Source organism: Klebsiella sp. PCX (assembly GCF_021869705.1).
GTDB classification, from domain to species: Bacteria; Pseudomonadota; Gammaproteobacteria; order Enterobacterales; family Enterobacteriaceae; genus Klebsiella; species Klebsiella quasipneumoniae.
Window position 1 is genome coordinate 3,167,485 of the sequence record NZ_CP091527.1, and the last position, 17,601, is coordinate 3,185,085.

Consider the following 17,601-nt stretch of genomic DNA (forward strand, 5'->3'; position numbering starts at 1 on the left):
GCAAGCTCCTTAGTTGTGTGCGCCATGCAGATGCTGCGGACGCGCCGGGGTAAACCCGGGGCTATAGCGGGCGACAGCCAGATCGTCGTAAGGGATCGCCGGCGTGCGGCCGGAGATCAGATCGCTGATAAGCTGCCCGGAGCCGCAGGCCATGGTCCAGCCAAGCGTGCCGTGGCCGGTGTTGAGCCACAGGTTTTTAAACGCCGTGCGCCCGACCACCGGCGTGCCGTCCGGCGTCATCGGCCGCAGGCCGGTCCAGAAGGTGGCCTGCTCAACGTGGCCGCCGCGCGGGAACAGATCGCGCACCACCATCTCCAGGGTTTCGCGACGCGGCTGCAGCAGCGCTTTATTAAAACCGACGATCTCGGCCATACCGCCGACGCGAATGCGCTGATCGAAACGGGTGATGGCGATTTTATAGGTCTCATCAAGGATAGTGGAAACCGGCGCGCCGTCTTCCTGGGCAATCGGGATGGTTAACGAATAGCCTTTCAGCGGGTAGACAGGAATATCCACCAGCCCCTTGAGCATCGCCGTCGAGTAAGAGCCAAAGGCCATGACATAGGCGTCGCCCTTGATAATCTCATCGCCGCATTTCACCCCGGCAATGCGATCGCCCTCCTGCAGCAGGGCGTCCACCGCGGTGTTAAAGCGGAAGGTGACCCCGGCCTGTTCCGCCATCGCCGCCAGACGGGTGGTAAACAGCTGGCAGTCGCCGGTTTCATCGTTTGGCAGACGCAGACCGCCGGTCAGTTTGTGGCTAACCTCCGCCAGCGCGGGCTCCACTTCCGCCAGCCGCTTCGCCTCCAGCAACTGATAGGGCACGCCGGCGTCCTCCAGCACCGCGATGTCGCGGGTGGCGTTTTCATACTGTTTGGCGGTACGGAACAGCTGCAGCGTCCCGCCCTGACGCCCTTCATACTGAATGCCGGTGGTGTCGCGCAGCGCCTTCAGGCAGTCGCGGCTGTACTCCGCCAGGCGCACCATCCGGCCTTTGTTCTCCATATAGTGGCGGGTGTCGCAGTTGCGCAGCATCTGCCACATCCACTTCAGCTGGAACGATGTGCCGTCAAGGCCGATCGCCAGCGGCGCATGGCGCTGGAACATCCATTTGATCGCCTTCAGCGGCACTCCCGGCGCCGCCCACGGCGCCGCATAGCCGGGAGATATCTGCCCGGCGTTGGCCGCGCTGGTCTCCTCTGCCGGACCGGGCTGACGGTCGATGACCGTCACCTCATGACCCGCCTGACTCAAATACCACGCGCTGGCTACCCCAACCACCCCACTTCCCAGTATGACGACACGCATAGCAACTCCGTAACAGTTAAAGAACAATCATCTAATTACAAATTGATAACTCAGTTGAAAATATTATTCAACATACGCTTTATTTATGGTGACTTAACTCACAGCAAACCGCACCAGTCCTGAGCTGTAAGATTTACGATCTCATGCTGCGCTTTATTTTTACCCAGCATTTAATTCTGCAAATAAGCGCAAAAAACGGCTTTGAGATGGGGAAATCGCGAAGAAAAGCGATTGGCTGACAACACAGTTTGCTGTGCGGTGTTCTATGCTTGTTTAGAGGTTTTCCGTTCAGAGAAAACCAACAACAACGAGGGCGCGCTAATGGCTACGATTGACTCCATGAACAGGGACACCACCCGTTTAAGCGATGGACCCGACTGGACGTTCGAGTTACTGGAGACCTACCTGGCCGAAGTGGACCGGGTCGCTAAGCTCTATCGTCTTGACACCTACCCGCACCAGATCGAAGTCATTACTTCCGAACAGATGATGGATGCCTACTCCAGCGTCGGCATGCCCATCAACTATCCGCACTGGTCGTTCGGCAAAAAATTCATTGAGACCGAGCAGGCCTATAAGCACGGCCAGCAGGGCCTGGCGTATGAGATCGTCATCAATTCCAATCCCTGTATCGCCTATCTGATGGAAGAAAATACCATCACCATGCAGGCGCTGGTGATGGCGCACGCCTGCTACGGGCATAACTCGTTCTTCAAAAACAATTACCTGTTTCGCAGCTGGACCGACGCCAGCTCAATCATCGACTACCTGATTTTCGCCCGCAAATACATTACCGAGTGCGAAGAGCGCTATGGCGTCGACGAAGTGGAGAAACTGCTCGACTCCTGCCACGCGCTGATGAACTACGGCGTCGACCGCTATAAACGTCCGCAAAAAATCTCGCTGCAGGAGGAGAAGGCGCGGCAGAAAAGCCGGGAAGAGTATCTGCAGAGCCAGGTGAATATGCTGTGGCGTACCCTGCCGAAGCGCGAAGAGGAGAAGGCGATTGAGTCCGCCCGCCGCTACCCTTCCGAACCGCAGGAGAACCTGCTGTACTTTATGGAGAAGAACGCCCCGCTGCTGGAATCGTGGCAGCGCGAGATCCTGCGCATCGTGCGTAAAGTCAGCCAGTATTTCTACCCGCAGAAACAGACCCAGGTGATGAACGAGGGGTGGGCCACCTTCTGGCACTATACCATCCTCAACCATCTCTATGATGAAGGGAAAGTGACCGAACGCTTTATGCTGGAGTTTCTCCACAGCCACACGAACGTGGTGTTCCAGCCGCCGTACAACAGTCCGTGGTACAGCGGGATTAACCCCTACGCGCTGGGGTTCGCCATGTTCCAGGACATCAAGCGCATCTGCCAGTCGCCTACCGAAGAGGACAAGTACTGGTTCCCGGATATCGCTGGTTCCGACTGGCTGGAAACGCTGCATTTCGCCATGCGCGACTTCAAGGATGAGAGCTTTATCAGCCAGTTCCTGTCGCCGAAGATCATGCGCGATTTCCGCTTCTTTACCGTGCTCGACGACGATCACAACAATTATCTCGAGATCTCGGCGATCCACAACGAAGAGGGCTATCGCGAAATCCGCAACAAGCTCTCGGCGCAATATAACCTCAGCAATCTCGAGCCGAATATCCAGGTGTGGAACGTTGACCTGCGCGGCGACCGCTCGCTGACGTTGCGCTATGTGCCGCACAACCGCGTCCCACTGGACAAAGGGCGGCGCGAAGTGCTGAAACATGTGCATCGTCTGTGGGGGTTCGATGTGCTGCTGGAGCAGCAGAATGCCGACGGCAGCATTGAGCTGCTGGACCGCTGCCCGGCGCGGCCAAACGCGCTATAGCATTGCGGGACGTTAAAACGACGAAGGGGGCCATCGGCCCCCTTATTTTGTTTATCGATCGCGAATAGCCGGCTTAACGCACATTCATGGCTAAATCGCCGGGCAGCGATTTCTGCATCCGGTGCCAGATCTCGCCGCTGTCATGGCCGTAGCGACGAACCAGCTCATACACCTGATCGTGCAGGCCGCCTTCGCACACCTTCGCCAGCTGATGATAAAAGCCCAGCGCCAGGCTGCGCGCTTCCGGGCTGGAGAAGTAGTGGCGGCCGATGCGGGTATATAGCCCCTTCATGCCGTTGAGGATCAGGCCATAAATCGGGTTGCCGGAGGCGAAAGCCAGACCGCGGAAAATGTTGTAATCGAGATCGGCGAAGGCGTCGGCGTGATCTTCCACTTCCCGGGCGCTGTCCAGCACCGCCAGCGCTTTATCCGGATGCTGACGGAACGCGGTGCGAATAAAAATCGTGGAAATATTGGTGCGCACGGAGAGCAGGTTATCAATCAACTGGGGGACGCTGTCGTGATCGAGACGCGCCAGTGTTTCAAGGATATTCAGCCCGGAGGTCTCCCAGAAGTTGTTCACTTTGGTGGGTTTGCCGTGCTGAATGGTCAACCAGCCGTCACGCGCCAGACGCTGCAACACTTCGCGCAGCGTGGTGCGGGTGACACCGATCAGCTCAGAAAGCTCGCGTTCAGCGGGGAGAATCGATCCAGGTGGGAAGCGGTTATTCCAGATGCTCTCAATGATATACTCTTCCGCGAAACCCGCAGGGCTCTGCGCCTTAATGACCATAATAATATTTCCATTACACATTGTTGCAATTGCACTCATCATACCAGAGCCGCTATAGCGCAGATAGCATCGCAAGTGAATTAAAAAGGGATCGCCGTTTCATTTTCCGTTTTTACTTTACGCTTTTCCTTATCTCCCGTAACCGCCGCCGCGCTGCGAAGAAAGTTGCTTCTCATTTTGCTCAACTGGTACTCTTGCCAATAGTTACGCACAAAATCATGCACTAATTGACGGGGAAGGATTCTGTCGTGGAAATTTCTTATGGCCGCGCGCTGTGGCGCAATTTTCTTGGCCAGTCGCCTGACTGGTACAAGCTGGCATTAATCATTTTCTTAATTATCAATCCGCTGGTGTTCGCCGTGGCGCCATTTGTCGCCGGCTGGCTGCTGGTGGTTGAGTTTATCTTTACCCTCGCCATGGCGCTGAAGTGCTATCCGCTGCTGCCGGGTGGCCTGCTGGCTATCGAGGCGCTGCTGATCGGTATGACCAGCCCAGCGCACGTGCGAGAAGAGATCGCCAGCAACCTGGAAGTGCTGCTTCTGCTGATGTTTATGGTGGCGGGCATCTACTTTATGAAGCAGCTGCTGCTGTTTGTCTTTACGCGCCTGCTGTTAGGGATCCGCAGCAAGATGCTGCTGTCGCTGGCCTTCTGCCTGGCCGCTGCCTTCCTCTCCGCCTTTCTCGATGCGCTGACGGTGGTGGCGGTGGTGATAAGCGTCGCCGTCGGGTTCTACGGCATCTATCACCGCGTCGCCTCGGCGCGCCCGGACGATAGCGACCTGCTCGACGACAGCCATATCGAGCAGCACTACCGCGAGGTGCTGGAGCAGTTCCGCGGCTTTCTACGCAGCCTGATGATGCACGCCGGCGTCGGGACCGCGCTCGGCGGCGTCATGACCATGGTCGGCGAACCGCAAAACCTGATTATCGCCAAAGCGGCGGGCTGGCATTTTGGCGAGTTCTTTCTCCGCATGGCGCCCGTCACCCTGCCGGTGATGGTCTGCGGTCTGTTAACCTGTCTGCTGGTGGAAAAGTATCGCCTGTTTGGCTACGGCGAACCGCTGCCGCCGACGGTGCGCAAGGTGCTGCAGGAGTTTGACGATCGCAGCCGCGCCCAGCGCAGTCGTCAGGAGCGGCTACGGCTGATTGCCCAGGCGCTCATTGGCGTTTGGCTGATCGTCGCCCTCGCTTTTCACCTGGCTGAGGTCGGCCTGATTGGCCTGTCGGTGATCATCCTCGCCACCACCTTTACCGGGGTGACCGATGAGCACGCGATTGGCAAAGCGTTTACCGAGGCGTTGCCCTTCACCGCGCTGCTCACGGTGTTCTTTGCCGTAGTGGCGGTGATCATCGACCAGCAGCTGTTCACGCCGGTCATCGAGTTTGTTCTGCAGGCCTCTCCGCACGCGCAGCTGTCGCTGTTTTATCTGTTTAACGGCCTGCTGTCGTCCATCTCGGATAACGTTTTTGTCGGCACGGTCTACATCAACGAAGCGAAAACCGCCCTCGAGCATGGCGCCATCAGCCTGAAGCAGTTTGAGATGCTGGCGGTGGCAATCAACACCGGCACCAACCTGCCGTCAGTGGCCACCCCGAACGGCCAGGCGGCATTCCTGTTCCTGCTGACCTCCGCGCTGGCGCCGCTTATCCGGCTCTCCTATGGCCGCATGGTGTGGATGGCCCTGCCCTACACCCTCGTACTGACGCTGGTCGGCCTGCTGTGCGTCGAGTTCACCCTGATGCCGGTCACCGAATGGTTGCTGGCTCACGGCTGGCTGGTTACCCCCACCCTGCCGTGATCCACGCGTCACCCGGGTTCGCCCGGGCGATTCAATAACCAGTTACGTAATATTTTCCGCCGGGCCGCTGGCGTCGGTACGGTTTTCGTTTACACTGCCATGATTTAGCATCTTCCAGGGAAATGATTATGTTGCAATATTTAAACCAGTGCTCGCGGGGACGCGGCGCCTGGCTGCTGATGGCATTGACCGCGTTCATTCTCGAACTCGTCGCGCTGTGGTTCCAGCACGTGATGCTGCTGCAGCCGTGCGTGATGTGCATTTATGAACGCTGCGCCCTGTTTGGCATCATGGGCGCGGGGCTGGTGGGCGCTATCGCCCCTAAAACGCCGCTGCGCTATGTCGCCATGCTGATTTGGCTGTACAGCGCGGTACGTGGGCTACAGCTGGCGTGGGAACATACGATGATTCAGCTGCACCCATCGCCGTTCCAGACCTGCGATTTCGCCGCCCGTTTCCCGAGCTGGCTGCCGCTGGATAAATGGTTGCCGCAGGTGTTTGTCGCGTCCGGCGACTGTTCGGTACGCCAGTGGCAGTTCCTGTCGCTGGAGATGCCGCAATGGCTGGTGGGGATTTTCGCGGCTTATCTGGTGGTCGCTATCCTGGTGATCGTTGCTCAGCCTTTTAAAGCCAAAAAGCGCGATCTGTTTGGCCGCTAAGCCGCAGTGAGTACCGCACACTGAAACGCCCTACGGGGCGTTTTTTTGTGCCTGCCGTTCATCACTGAATCGTTTCCTGTCCGTGGTTGACCACACACACCAAAAGGCGCATATTAAATACATCTTTTATAACCCCACAGGAGCTCACATGTCATCATTACTGATCCCCGCAGACTGGAAAGTTAAACGCTCCACGCCGTTCTTTACCAAAGAGAACGTCCCCGCCGCCCTGCTGAGCCACCACAACACCGCGGCCGGTGTCTTCGGTCAGTTGTGCGTCATGGAAGGTACGGTCACCTATTACGGTTTTGCCAATGAACAGGCGACGGAGCCGGAGAAAAAAGTCGTGATTCATGCCGGGCAGTTTGCCACCAGTCCGCCGCAGTACTGGCACCGCGTCGAACTCAGCGACGATGCCCGCTTCAATATTCACTTCTGGGTGGCGGAAGAAACCGACGGTGAAAACGGGCTGTTTCACGCGAAGAAAGCGTGACGGGCTTACCGCGCCCTGTCAGGCAGATTGAGGATATGGTCCTGCCAGTCGACAACGGTGGACTCGGGCACCGCTATATGGCGGACGGAGATGCGTTCGCCGTGCATCGCCGCTTTTGAGCCGGTCAGCAGCGGGTGCCAGGCCGGCAGAGGTTTGCCTTCCGCCAGCAGGCGATAGGCGCAGGTCGGCGGCAGCCATTCGAAGGTCGGCAGATTTTCACGAGTGAGCTTGATGCAGTCCGGCTCATATTCGAAGCGACGCTCGTAGTTACGGCACTGGCAGGTTTTGATATTGAGCTGACGGCAGGCGACGTTGGTGAAGTAGATCTCATCGGTATCTTCATCCATCAGCTTATGCAGGCAGCACTGGCCGCAGCCGTCGCACAACGATTCCCACTCCGCGTCGGTCATGTCATCCAGGGTTTTTTGTTGCCAGAAAGGTTGTTCGCTCATCGGAATGTCCGTCGTTGCCAGTTAAGGGTGCACCTTATAACCAGTCTGGCACGACGATGCAAGTTTTGCCGCCCCAAAAGGCGGCAAACCGCGCTTACAGTACGCGGGTGGTGAGCGACAGGCCGTTGAAACCGACCTCCAGCTCGTCGCCGCTGTACAGCGGTCCCACCCCTTCCGGGGTGCCGGTGAGGATCACGTCGCCGGCTTTGAGGGTAAAGAAGCGCGACATATAGGCGATCAGTGGCACAATCTTATGGATCATGTCGGCGGTAGTGCCCTGCTGGCGCACTTCGCCGTTAATCTTCAGACTTAACGGCGTATTCTGCGGGTCGCCGTGGAACTCGGCCGCCGGAATAAAGCCGGAGATCGGACAGGCGTTATCGAAGCCTTTGGCCTTCTCCCACGGCTGCCCGGCCTTTTTCATTTTAGCTTGCAGGTCGCGCAGGGTGAGATCCAGCGCGACGCCATAGCCGGCAATCCCTTTCAGCACATGCTCTTCCGTCGCCTGACGCAGCGTACCGCCGATCAGCACCGCCAGCTCCACTTCATGATGCACCGAACCCAGCCCCTCAGGAAGCACCAACGGCTGACGGAGATCGCACAGCGCGCTCTCAGGTTTAATAAACAGCACCGGCTCTTCCGGCGTCGCACTGCCCATTTCCTTGATGTGCTTTGCATAATTGCTGCCGACGCAAACCACTTTGCTCACCGGATAATCCAGGAGCGCTCCCTGCCAGTTATGATGTTGGTACATTATTTTCCCTCGTGGGTTAATCGGATTGTTTCCCCTGTTCCGCCAGGTGTTTCTTTAGTAGATTTTCAGATGGCGGAGGAAGTTGCAGGTAATAGCCCTGTTCGCTTAGCGCCTGTTTCACTTTTTCAAGGTCGGCGTTAACCAGTTTTTTGCGCCCATCAAGCGGCAGCAGCATCGCCATTTGCGGCGTGCCGAAACCGCGCATGAGCTCGTCAGGAACGCGTGAGAAATCGTCCTTTTTTTCGACGTATAAATAGGTTTGTTCACGTTTAGTACTTCGATAGATCACACAAAACATAGTTTTACTCGGAATTAGACCCGTGGTCACTTGCCTCAATATATCAGTGACTATAACATGCCTTTTAGTCTTCGGAATATCACCGCACTTCGGCGGTCGATAAACAGCAAATTGAGTAAGGCCAGGATGTCAAATACGCCAATCGAACTTAAAGGCAGTAGCTTCACGTTATCTGTCGTTCATTTGCACGATGCAAATCCCGAGGTTATTCGTCAGGCGTTAGAAGACAAAATCGCCCAGGCTCCCGCCTTTTTACGCCATGCTCCGGTGGTGGTGAATATCGCCAGCGTCGAGGAGAGTGTCGAATGGCGCGCCGTCAACGAGGCTATCGCCGCGACCGGTTTACGCATTATGGGCGTCAGCGGATGCAAAATCCCGCGCCTGAAAACCGAAATCGACCGCGCCGGGATCCCGTTATTAACCGAAGGGAAAGAAAAAGCCCCTCGTCCGGCACCGTCCGAACCCGCCCCGCCGCCGCCAGTTGCTAGTCAGATCACAAAAACGCGTTTGATTGATCAGCCGGTACGTTCCGGTCAGCGCATTTATGCGCCACACTGTGATCTTATTGTTACAAATCATGTGAGTGCCGGTGCGGAACTTATCGCTGACGGCAATATCCATGTATATGGCATGATGCGAGGACGCGCATTGGCAGGCGCCGGTGGCGACAGAGACGCCCAGATATTTTGTACCCACCTTGCGGCGGAGCTGGTCTCCATCGCCGGGGAATATTGGCTGAGCGATAACATCCCGGCCGAATTTTATGGCAAAGCGGCACGCCTGCGTTTAGGCGAAAGCGCTTTGACAATTCAACCGTTAAATTAATCCCTTTTTAACAAGGAATTTCTATGGCACGCATTATTGTTGTGACTTCGGGTAAAGGGGGCGTTGGCAAGACCACCTCCAGCGCGGCCATCGCTACAGGTTTGGCCCAGAAGGGAAAGAAAACCGTCGTTATCGACTTCGACATCGGCCTGCGTAACCTCGACCTGATTATGGGCTGCGAACGTCGCGTCGTTTATGATTTCGTCAACGTCATCCAGGGCGATGCCACATTGAACCAGGCGCTGATCAAAGATAAGCGCACGGAAAACCTCTACATTCTTCCGGCGTCCCAGACCCGGGATAAAGACGCCCTGACCCGCGAAGGCGTCGACAAAGTTCTCGAAGAACTGAAGAAGATGGAGTTCGATTTCATCGTCTGTGACTCCCCGGCAGGCATTGAGACCGGTGCGCTGATGGCGCTCTATTTCGCTGACGAAGCCATTATCACTACCAACCCGGAAGTCTCCTCCGTTCGCGACTCCGACCGTATCCTTGGCATTCTCGCCTCCAAATCCCGTCGTGCGGAAAATGGCGAAGAGCCGATCAAAGAGCACCTGCTACTGACCCGCTACAATCCAGGCCGCGTCAATAAAGGCGATATGCTGAGCATGGAAGACGTGCTGGAGATTCTGCGCATCAACCTGGTGGGCGTGATCCCGGAAGACCAGTCAGTCCTGCGCGCATCCAACCAGGGTGAGCCTGTGATCCTCGATGCCGCGTCGGACGCAGGCAAAGCCTATGCCGATACCGTTGAACGTCTGCTCGGAGAAGAACGCCCTTTCCGCTTCATTGAAGAAGAGAAGAAAGGATTCCTCAAACGCCTGTTCGGAGGATAAATTATGGCTTTACTCGACTTTTTTCTCTCGCGAAAAAAGAACACGGCTAATATTGCGAAAGAACGCCTGCAAATCATCGTCGCCGAGCGCCGCCGCGGGGACGCGGAGCCGCATTACCTGCCGCAGTTGCGCAAAGATATCTTGGAAGTGATCTGTAAATACGTGCAGATCGACCCGGAGATGGTCAGCGTGCAACTGGAGCAGCGGGACGGTGATATTTCCATTCTTGAGCTGAACGTGACCCTACCCGAAACGGAAGAGTCGAAACCCTGACCTGCTGTTCCATCCCGAAAAAAAACCGGCTACGCCACGCGCCGCCGGTTTTTTTATGGCCTGAACCAGACCGTCCGCTAGCGCGGATAGTCGCTTAACAGCCTCTTCAGCCGTTCGGCCATCAGCTCACCACGCCAACCGGAAATCAGCTCAGGCTCAGCGGCCTGCGTTTTCAGCTGCCAGTGCCAGTTCAACAGCTGGTTGATCTGCCGACGCGACGCCAGCAGCTCCGCGCTTACGCCCTTCTCAGCGCTCACTTCCTGCACCAGCGCTTTAATATCTTTAAAGGCTTTGCGGTAGCCCGGCATGTCGATCAGATTCTGCAGCGGCGCCGGCAGGGCCGACTCCGGCAGCGCCTGTGCTTTCTCGACCAGGCTAATCAGCGTTTTGCCATGAAAGCGAATTTCGCTACCGGACAACCCGAGGCTGTCGAGCTCGCCGAGGCTGGTGGGCATATAGCGCGCCACGCTCCACAGATGCTCTTCCCGCACCACAAAGTTCACCGCCAGGTCGCGCTCCCGCGCTTTGCGCAGGCGCCACTCCGCCAGCAGCTGCAGGCAGCCCAGCTGGCGGGTACGCAACTGCCAGGCGTTGCCGATATCGCGCCAGGCCTCGGCCGGGTCGACCACCTCCTGGCGACGCTGCTGCATCAGGCGGCATTCGTCCAGTGCCGCCGATAGCCAGCCCGCGCGATCGGTCTCCGCCATTAATTGGCTGGCGATCGGCAACAGGTACCAGACGTCGGCCGCGGCATATTCACACTGACGCTCGGTTAGCGGACGCGCCAGCCAGTCGGTGCGGGATTCGCTTTTGTCCAGCGCAACCCCGGAATACTCTTCCACCATCGAGGCGAAGCCCCAGGACATCGGCCGACCGCAGAAGGCTGCCAGGATCTGGGTGTCGATCAGCGGCTGCGGCATCAGGTTGAACGCGTTGAGAAAGACTTCTAAATCTTCGCTGCCGGCATGCAGGTATTTGGTCACATCCGGGTTGAGCAGCAGGTCGCGCATCGGCGCCCAGTCGGTAATCGTTAAGGGATCGATCAGAGAGACCTGGCGGCCGTCGAACAGCTGCAGCAGGCCCAGCTGCGGGTAATAGGTACGGGTACGGACAAATTCCGTATCCAGAGCGACGGCGGAGGCGGCGCTTGCCGCTTCGCAGACAGCGCGCAGGCCATCGTCGGTGGTGATCATCTGATAGTTCAAAGCATACTCTCTTAACTTGCGCCCATAAAAAACGCCGGCGTAGCCGGCGTCTGGCGACTCATTCGTTACTTAGCCTTTATTGTCCACTTTAGCGCGCGCTTCGTCACGCAGTTCTCGCCGCAAAATTTTCCCGACGTTGGATTTCGGCAGTTCGTCACGGAATTCCACCAGCTTCGGTACCTTGTAACCGGTCAAATGGCGACGGCAGAACGTAATCAGCGCTTCTTCGGTTAACGCGGCATCTTTCTTCACCACGAAGATCTTCACCGCTTCGCCGCTGCTGCCGGACGGCACGCCGATGGCCGCCACCTCAAGCACGCCGCTGTGCTGCATGACCACATCTTCGATTTCATTCGGATAGACGTTAAAACCCGACACCAGGATCATATCTTTTTTCCGGTCAACGATGCGCAGGAATCCCTCTTCATCCATCACCGCGATGTCCCCGGTGTGCAACCAGCCGTCTTTAATAATCTCATCCGTCGCGTCAGGACGCTGCCAGTAGCCCAGCATCACCTGCGGCCCCTTGATACAGAGCTCGCCCGGCTGACCCGGCGCCACTTCGTTATCGTCGTCGTCCACCAGTTTGGCTTCAGTGGAGGGCACCGGCAGGCCAATGCTGCCGCTGTGGTAGTCGATGTCGTGCGGGTTGACGCTGACCAGCGGCGAACACTCGGTCAGGCCGTAGCCCTCCAGCAGATATTGTCCGGTCAGTTTCACCCAGCGCTCAGCCACCGCCTGCTGCACCGGCATACCGCCGCCGGCGGAGAGGTGCAGCGAGGAGAAATCAAGCTGCTGGAACTCTTTGTTGTTCAGCAAGGCGTTGAACAGGGTATTGACCCCGGTCATGGCGGTAAACGGATATTTCGCCAGCTCCTTCACCAGCCCGGGGATATCGCGCGGGTTGGTGATCAGCAGATTCTGCCCGCCCAGCTCGATAAACAGCAGGCAGTTCATGGTGAGGGCGAAAATGTGATACAGCGGCAGCGCGGTGACCACAAACTCTTTGCCGCGATGCAGCAGCGGGCCGTAGGTGGCATTGACCTGCTCAAGGTTGGCCAGCATGTTGCGGTGGGTCAGCATCGCCCCTTTAGCCACCCCGGTGGTGCCCCCGGTGTACTGTAGAAACGCCAGATCTTCCGCAACGATCTCCGGCTTCACGTACTGCATGCGATAGCCGTGCTGCAGCGCGCTGCGAAACGAGATGGCATCCGGTAGATGGTACTTCGGCACCAGGCGCTTGATGTACTTAACCACAAAGTTCACCAGCGTGCCTTTGGCGGTGGAGAGCTGGTCGCCCATGCGCGTCAGGATCACATGTTTCACCTGAGTCTTCGCCACCACTTTTTCCAGGGTATGGGCAAAGTTGGAGACGATGACGATCGCCGCCGCGCCGCTGTCGTTGAGCTGATGCTCCAGTTCACGCGGGGTATATAAGGGGTTGACGTTAACCACGATCATCCCGGCGCGCAGGATGCCAAACAGGGCCACCGGATACTGCAGCAGGTTAGGCATCATCAGGGCCACCCGGTCGCCCTTCTGTAGTCCTAAGCCCTCCTGAAGGTAAGCGGCGAAGGCGCGACTGCGCTCTTCCAGCTTACGATAGGTCATCACTTCACCCATATTGATAAACGCCGGTTGGTCGGCGTAGCGGGTGGTGGCATGTTCAAACAGTTCAACCAGGGATTGATAGCGGTCAGGATTTATCTCCGCCGGAACATCTGCGGGATAACGGTTTAGCCAAACCTTTTTCACTGCATCACCTCTGAAATAGTTATTCGTCGTCATCACAGCCCCTGAAAAATACATTTTGTTAACATTATATTAACTCAGCGTACCAGTTTATTAATTAGGCAATGAGCAGGTTGCGAAGCGCGTCACTATTTTTTTTCTTATTCGACTGAAAACAAAGAAACAGCGGACCGGCCGCTGTTTCTTTGAACTAACAAAAACAACAAAATCATTCGGTTACAACGTTTCTGACCTCAGCTGGGCCGGGGTTGTACCACCCCCATCCGCCATAGCCGTAACCCCAGGGGCGCGGACCCAGCATCCACGGGTCGATCGGCTGCGGGGGCATCACCACCTGCTGCACCACGTTCCAGCGTTTGTAGCCGGTGGCGTTCATCAGCATAAATTTGTAGGGCGTGCTGCCTACTTTGCCTTCGACCACCCCGGCAATCGGCCCGACCACGGTCACCAGCTGACCGCGGAAGTCCACCGGATCGAGGAAGCCATTAACATCGGCATAGATCCGCCCGCGCGAGGGTTCGCCCAGTTCCGGTCGCGCACCGCTGTCCAGCGGCACGGTAGCGATTTCTAAGCGGGTTTTACCCTGCTGGTTCTGCACGTTGACCACCTTGCCGCCAAAGCGCGCTTCCTGACCGACGTACAGCTGCGGGGCATTCATCACCCGCACTAAATCCTGCTGCGGCGTGGGGCTGGTGCCTTTGATGGCATCCGGCACCGATACGCAGCCGCTCAGCGCAACGGCAACCGCCGCGGCCAGCAGCCAGCGAACGCCCTGTTTTTGACCCGCCATGATGCGACTCCTTTTCTCAGTCTTCTTGTTACTGAGATTCACTCGCGGCCCGGAAGTTTCTTCCACGCCACCTCGTTACGCAAATAAACCGGCTCCGCTTTCTCCACGGCCACGGTTTTCCCTGCCGCCAGCAGATAACAGGCTAACGGCAGCATATCCTCTGCCGCCGGCAGTTCAATTTCGCCGCTGCTTAAGATCAGTCCGCTCTCTTTCGCCAGATCCGGCCACGCCTGCCAGCCGGTGCCGACGGTGGCCCATTCGCCGGAAAGCTGTGCCAGCCGTTCGGCCACCGCGTCCGGTTTGAGCACCGCTTCCGTCTCTTCGCCGTGCCAGACGCCCTGCTCGTCGCGCTGATACTCGGCCCAGTAGACTTCCCCCATCCGGGCGTCAATCGCCGCCAGCACGCGGGTGGCGCCGGTTTTGCGCCACGCGCCCTGCGCCATGGTGGCCAGTGTGGAAACACCGATCATCGGCAGCTCCGCGCCCAGCGCCAGCCCCTGAGCGATACCGATGCCAATGCGTACGCCGGTAAAGCTGCCAGGACCGCGGCCAAAGGCCAGCGCGTCCAGCTCGGTCAGGGTGGTGCCGCTCTCGGCGAGGACCTCCTGCACCAGCGGCAGGATACGTTGGGTATGTTCGCGGGGACAAATTTCGAAATGAGCACTAAGGGTGCCATCATTCCACAGCGCTGCGGAGCAGGCTTCTGTGGCGGTATCGATAGCCAAAATTCGCATGGGTGGTCACGCTCTCGTTACATAGTTCAGGCCTTCAGGCAGCCTGTTTTCCGGCAGACGGACAACCCGTCGCCACACCGCCCGAAGTCTAGTGGGAACCGCTAATTAACAAAATGGCGCGCAGCTTAACACATTTCAGGGCGGATTACCTCGCCGGCGGCACGGCGAGGAAGCGCACCGCCCGGCGGATATCGCGGGTTCGCGGCGCCGGCGGCAGACTGGCCAGAAAGACCGCGCCGTAGGGGCGCATCACCAGCCGGTTGTCGCAGATCACCAGCACCCCGCGATCGTCGATATCGCGGATCAGGCGGCCCACCCCCTGCTTAAGGGTGATCACCGCGTCCGGGAGCTGCACTTCATCGAACGGATCGCCGCCGCGCAGCCGGCAATCTTCCATCCGCGCTTTCAGCAACGGATCGTCCGGCGAGGTAAACGGCAGCTTATCAATGATCACCAGCGACAGCGCGTCGCCACGCACGTCGACCCCTTCCCAGAAGCTGCTGGTGGCCACCAGCAGGGCATTGCCGGCGCTGACGAACTGCTGCAGAAGCTGGCCTTTACTGGTCTCGCCCTGCAGCAGCACCGGCAGAGTCATGGTGGCGCGGAACTGCTCCGCCAGATCGCGCATCATGGCGTGCGAAGTGCACAGCATAAAGCAGCGACCGTCGTTAGCCTCGATCAGCGGCTTGAGCATCGCCGCCAGATGGCGCGCCGCGCCGGGCTGGTTCGGCAGCGGTAGGTTACGCGGCACGCAGAGCAGCGCCTGATGCTGATAGTCAAAGGGGCTCGGCAGCAGCAGTGTCTGCGCCTCGTCGATCCCCAGCCGGGCGGTGAAATGGTGCAGATCGTCGTTTACCGACAGCGTCGCCGAGGTAAAGATCCAGCTCCCCGACTTCTGCGCCATCACCTCTTTAAACTTCTCGGCCACGGTCAACGGCGTCAGCGCAAGGGTAAAGTGGCGCGAAGTGCACTCATACCAGTAACTGTAGCCCGGCTGATTGATCTCTTTCAGCCGCTTCAGGCGCCCGCGATAAAGGGTGGCGCGCTCAAAGGCGGCATCGAGCAGCGCCGAGCGCCCCAGCGAGAGTTTGGCGACGTCGTAACACAGTTCAAGCGCATCATCGAGCAGCAGCAGCGCCCGCTGAATGTGGCTGTCCGCCAGCAGTTCGCGCAGGTTGCCGCGGTAGCCAGGGTCCCCCAGCTGCAGGCGGAAATCCTGGGCGCTTTGCGCCAGGCGGTCGGCGCATTTTTGCAGCTGTTGAGTGTCTTTCAGTTCGGTGCGATAGGCAATAGTGATGTCTTTCGCCAGATCCAGCAGCTGGCGGCTGGAGAGCGACTGGCCAAAGTACTGGCTGGCGATATCCGGCAGCTGATGGGCTTCGTCGAAGATCATCACCTCCGCCTCGGGGATCAGTTCGGCAAAGCCGCTCTCTTTGACCACCATATCGGCAAGGAACAGGTGATGGTTGACGACCACTACGTCGGCGTCCATCGCTTTTTTACGCGCCTTCACCACGAAGCAATCTTTATACAGCGGGCAGTCGCTGCCGAGGCAGTTATCGTTGGTACTGGTGACCAGCGGCCAGGCCTGGGAATCTTCCGCCACGCTGGCGCAGGTGCTGATATCGCCATCCTGAGTTTGGTTCGACCAGGAGCGCAGGAGGATCACGTCGCTGAGGGTTTGCACCGGCAGATCGCCGCCCGCCAGCGCCTGCTGTTCCAGGCGTTCTAGGCACAGGTAGTTGGAGCGCCCTTTGAGCAGCGCCAGTTTGCCGGTGAATTTGAGCGCTTTTGCGACGGTGGGCAGATCGCGGCTGTAGAGCTGATCCTGCAGCGCTTTCGACCCTGTGGAGATAATCACCTTTTTTTTCGCCCGCAGCGCTGGCGCCAGGTAAGCGTAGGTTTTACCGGTTCCGGTCCCCGCTTCCACCACCAGCGGCCGGGAGGCCTCAATCGCTTCGCTGACCGCCACCGCCATCTGGCGCTGCGGCTCGCGCGGTTTAAATCCCGGTATGGCTTTGGCTAGCTGGCCGTCTGCTGCAAAATCGTCGATCACATTGCCCCCTGGTTATTTGGACAGTGATTATGTCAGGGAGGGCGGCGTTTCGCCAGTCCGGGTAGTGACGCGAGCGGAACATTATGGCAGTCTTGCCGCAGCTAAATGGAATGCTCAGAGAGGAATGAGAAATGACAATTACGCGTATTGATGCCGAAGCCCGCTGGTCAGATGTAGTGATCCACAATCAGACCCTTTACTACACCGGCGTGCCGGCGAATCTTGATGCCGATGCCTTCGAGCAGACCGCCAACACCCTGGCGCAGATTGACGCGGTGCTGGAAAAACAGGGCAGCGACAAGTCGCGCATTCTTGACGCCACCATTTTCCTCGCCGACAAAAGCGACTTTGCGGCGATGAATAAAGCGTGGGACGCCTGGGTGGTAGCCGGTCACGCCCCGGTGCGCTGCACGGTGGAAGCAACGCTGATGAACCCGCAGTATAAGGTTGAAATCAAAATTATCGCCGCGGTGTAATTACTCGTCTTCGTCTTCATCTTCAAAGCGCGCGACGATCCGTTCGCCGGTATGCGTCGCGCGTAGCTCTTCCGCCACCAGGGCAATCGCCTGGCCGCTGCTCATCCCCTGGGCCATCAGTTCCTGGATACGTTCGACCGCTTTTTGCTGTTGCTCGTGGCTCAGCGAAGGTAAACCTGCAAACATCTTGTACTCCTGCTACATTGTGGGGCGTAATTATTTCACGCCGTCCCCGCCTACGCCA

At 58.1% G+C, this 17,601-nt stretch carries 19 protein-coding genes and 1 pseudogene; 8 read left to right on the top strand and 12 right to left on the bottom strand.

The window, feature by feature from the left end:
• Positions 1-9: 9 nt before the first annotated feature.
• Both GQR96_RS15095 and GQR96_RS15100 read right to left on the bottom strand, forming a co-directional pair.
• The gene (locus tag GQR96_RS15095; protein ID WP_023318600.1) at positions 10-1,308 is read right to left on the bottom strand and encodes a D-amino acid dehydrogenase; all 1,299 of its coding nucleotides are present in this window, start codon (positions 1,306-1,308) and stop codon (positions 10-12) included.
• Between the two features lie 98 nt (positions 1,309-1,406).
• Positions 1,407-1,553, bottom strand: a pseudogene (locus GQR96_RS15100) (hypothetical protein).
• 76 nt (positions 1,554-1,629) lie between these two features.
• Here GQR96_RS15100 and GQR96_RS15105 point away from each other — a divergent pair.
• Positions 1,630-3,162 carry a SpoVR family protein gene (locus GQR96_RS15105; RefSeq protein ID WP_004203310.1) on the top strand — a complete coding sequence of 511 codons (1,533 nt, stop codon included), beginning with the start codon at positions 1,630-1,632 and terminating at the stop codon, positions 3,160-3,162.
• A 73-nt stretch (positions 3,163-3,235) separates the two neighbouring features.
• Here the strand turns inward: GQR96_RS15105 and fadR are convergent, their stop codons facing one another.
• On the bottom strand, positions 3,236-3,955 hold the full coding sequence (fadR, locus tag GQR96_RS15110; RefSeq protein WP_004203311.1) for a fatty acid metabolism transcriptional regulator FadR: 720 nt from the start codon (positions 3,953-3,955) through the stop codon (positions 3,236-3,238).
• 248 nt (positions 3,956-4,203) lie between these two features.
• On the opposite strand from fadR, the gene nhaB reads away from it, so the two are divergent.
• The 3 genes from nhaB to GQR96_RS15125 all read left to right on the top strand — a co-directional run bounded on the left by nhaB (position 4,204) and on the right by GQR96_RS15125 (position 6,906).
• Entirely contained in the window at positions 4,204-5,754 is a 1,551-nt protein-coding gene (gene nhaB / locus GQR96_RS15115) for a sodium/proton antiporter NhaB (protein ID WP_004203313.1), read from the top strand.
• 128 nt (positions 5,755-5,882) lie between these two features.
• Positions 5,883-6,413, top strand: coding sequence for a disulfide bond formation protein DsbB (gene dsbB / locus GQR96_RS15120; RefSeq protein WP_004203315.1), 531 nt, complete (start codon positions 5,883-5,885; stop codon positions 6,411-6,413).
• A gap of 148 nt (positions 6,414-6,561) precedes the next feature.
• Positions 6,562-6,906 carry a TehB family protein gene (locus tag GQR96_RS15125; protein WP_002910895.1) on the top strand — a complete coding sequence of 115 codons (345 nt, stop codon included), beginning with the start codon at positions 6,562-6,564 and terminating at the stop codon, positions 6,904-6,906.
• Between the two features lie 5 nt (positions 6,907-6,911).
• Here the strand turns inward: GQR96_RS15125 and GQR96_RS15130 are convergent, their stop codons facing one another.
• From GQR96_RS15130 to GQR96_RS15140, 3 genes are all read right to left on the bottom strand, one after another.
• On the bottom strand, positions 6,912-7,358 hold the full coding sequence (locus GQR96_RS15130; protein WP_017900197.1) for a YcgN family cysteine cluster protein: 447 nt from the start codon (positions 7,356-7,358) through the stop codon (positions 6,912-6,914).
• Between the two features lie 94 nt (positions 7,359-7,452).
• Complete coding sequence (locus tag GQR96_RS15135; protein ID WP_065904526.1) at positions 7,453-8,112, bottom strand: fumarylacetoacetate hydrolase family protein; 660 nt, start codon at positions 8,110-8,112, stop codon at positions 7,453-7,455.
• 16 nt (positions 8,113-8,128) lie between these two features.
• Positions 8,129-8,410 carry a YcgL domain-containing protein gene (locus GQR96_RS15140; protein WP_004203320.1) on the bottom strand — a complete coding sequence of 94 codons (282 nt, stop codon included), beginning with the start codon at positions 8,408-8,410 and terminating at the stop codon, positions 8,129-8,131.
• Positions 8,411-8,536: 126 nt separating this feature from the next.
• Between GQR96_RS15140 and minC the strand changes: the two genes are divergently transcribed.
• Genes minC through minE form a run of 3 tightly spaced genes read left to right on the top strand, consistent with a single transcriptional unit; the run spans position 8,537 to position 10,344 of the window.
• Entirely contained in the window at positions 8,537-9,235 is a 699-nt protein-coding gene (gene minC, locus GQR96_RS15145) for a septum site-determining protein MinC (protein WP_004203323.1), read from the top strand.
• A gap of 23 nt (positions 9,236-9,258) precedes the next feature.
• The gene (minD, locus tag GQR96_RS15150) at positions 9,259-10,071 is read left to right on the top strand and encodes a septum site-determining protein MinD (RefSeq protein ID WP_002910900.1); all 813 of its coding nucleotides are present in this window, start codon (positions 9,259-9,261) and stop codon (positions 10,069-10,071) included.
• A 3-nt stretch (positions 10,072-10,074) separates the two neighbouring features.
• A complete protein-coding gene (minE, locus tag GQR96_RS15155) occupies positions 10,075-10,344 on the top strand; it encodes a cell division topological specificity factor MinE (protein ID WP_004103270.1) in 270 nt (89 codons plus the stop codon).
• Positions 10,345-10,421: 77 nt separating this feature from the next.
• On the opposite strand, the gene rnd is transcribed toward minE, so the two are convergent.
• The 5 genes from rnd to GQR96_RS15180 all read right to left on the bottom strand — a co-directional run bounded on the left by rnd (position 10,422) and on the right by GQR96_RS15180 (position 16,881).
• Complete coding sequence (gene rnd, locus GQR96_RS15160) at positions 10,422-11,537, bottom strand: ribonuclease D (RefSeq protein ID WP_072140568.1); 1,116 nt, start codon at positions 11,535-11,537, stop codon at positions 10,422-10,424.
• A gap of 81 nt (positions 11,538-11,618) precedes the next feature.
• Positions 11,619-13,304, bottom strand: coding sequence for a long-chain-fatty-acid--CoA ligase FadD (gene fadD / locus GQR96_RS15165; RefSeq protein WP_025999236.1), 1,686 nt, complete (start codon positions 13,302-13,304; stop codon positions 11,619-11,621).
• 205 nt (positions 13,305-13,509) lie between these two features.
• Entirely contained in the window at positions 13,510-14,091 is a 582-nt protein-coding gene (locus tag GQR96_RS15170) for a Slp family lipoprotein (RefSeq protein ID WP_032456304.1), read from the bottom strand.
• A 38-nt stretch (positions 14,092-14,129) separates the two neighbouring features.
• A complete protein-coding gene (gene tsaB, locus GQR96_RS15175; RefSeq protein ID WP_065904524.1) occupies positions 14,130-14,825 on the bottom strand; it encodes a tRNA (adenosine(37)-N6)-threonylcarbamoyltransferase complex dimerization subunit type 1 TsaB in 696 nt (231 codons plus the stop codon).
• Positions 14,826-14,970: 145 nt separating this feature from the next.
• A complete protein-coding gene (locus tag GQR96_RS15180) occupies positions 14,971-16,881 on the bottom strand; it encodes an ATP-dependent DNA helicase (protein WP_004175456.1) in 1,911 nt (636 codons plus the stop codon).
• Between the two features lie 131 nt (positions 16,882-17,012).
• On the opposite strand from GQR96_RS15180, the gene GQR96_RS15185 reads away from it, so the two are divergent.
• On the top strand, positions 17,013-17,357 hold the full coding sequence (locus GQR96_RS15185) for a RidA family protein (RefSeq protein ID WP_002910910.1): 345 nt from the start codon (positions 17,013-17,015) through the stop codon (positions 17,355-17,357).
• Here GQR96_RS15185 and GQR96_RS15190 read toward each other — a convergent pair whose 3' ends face one another.
• Positions 17,358-17,543: a YoaH family protein gene (locus GQR96_RS15190; RefSeq protein ID WP_004203339.1), complete on the bottom strand. Its 186-nt coding sequence runs from the start codon at positions 17,541-17,543 to the stop codon at positions 17,358-17,360.
• Positions 17,544-17,601: the final 58 nt, after the last annotated feature.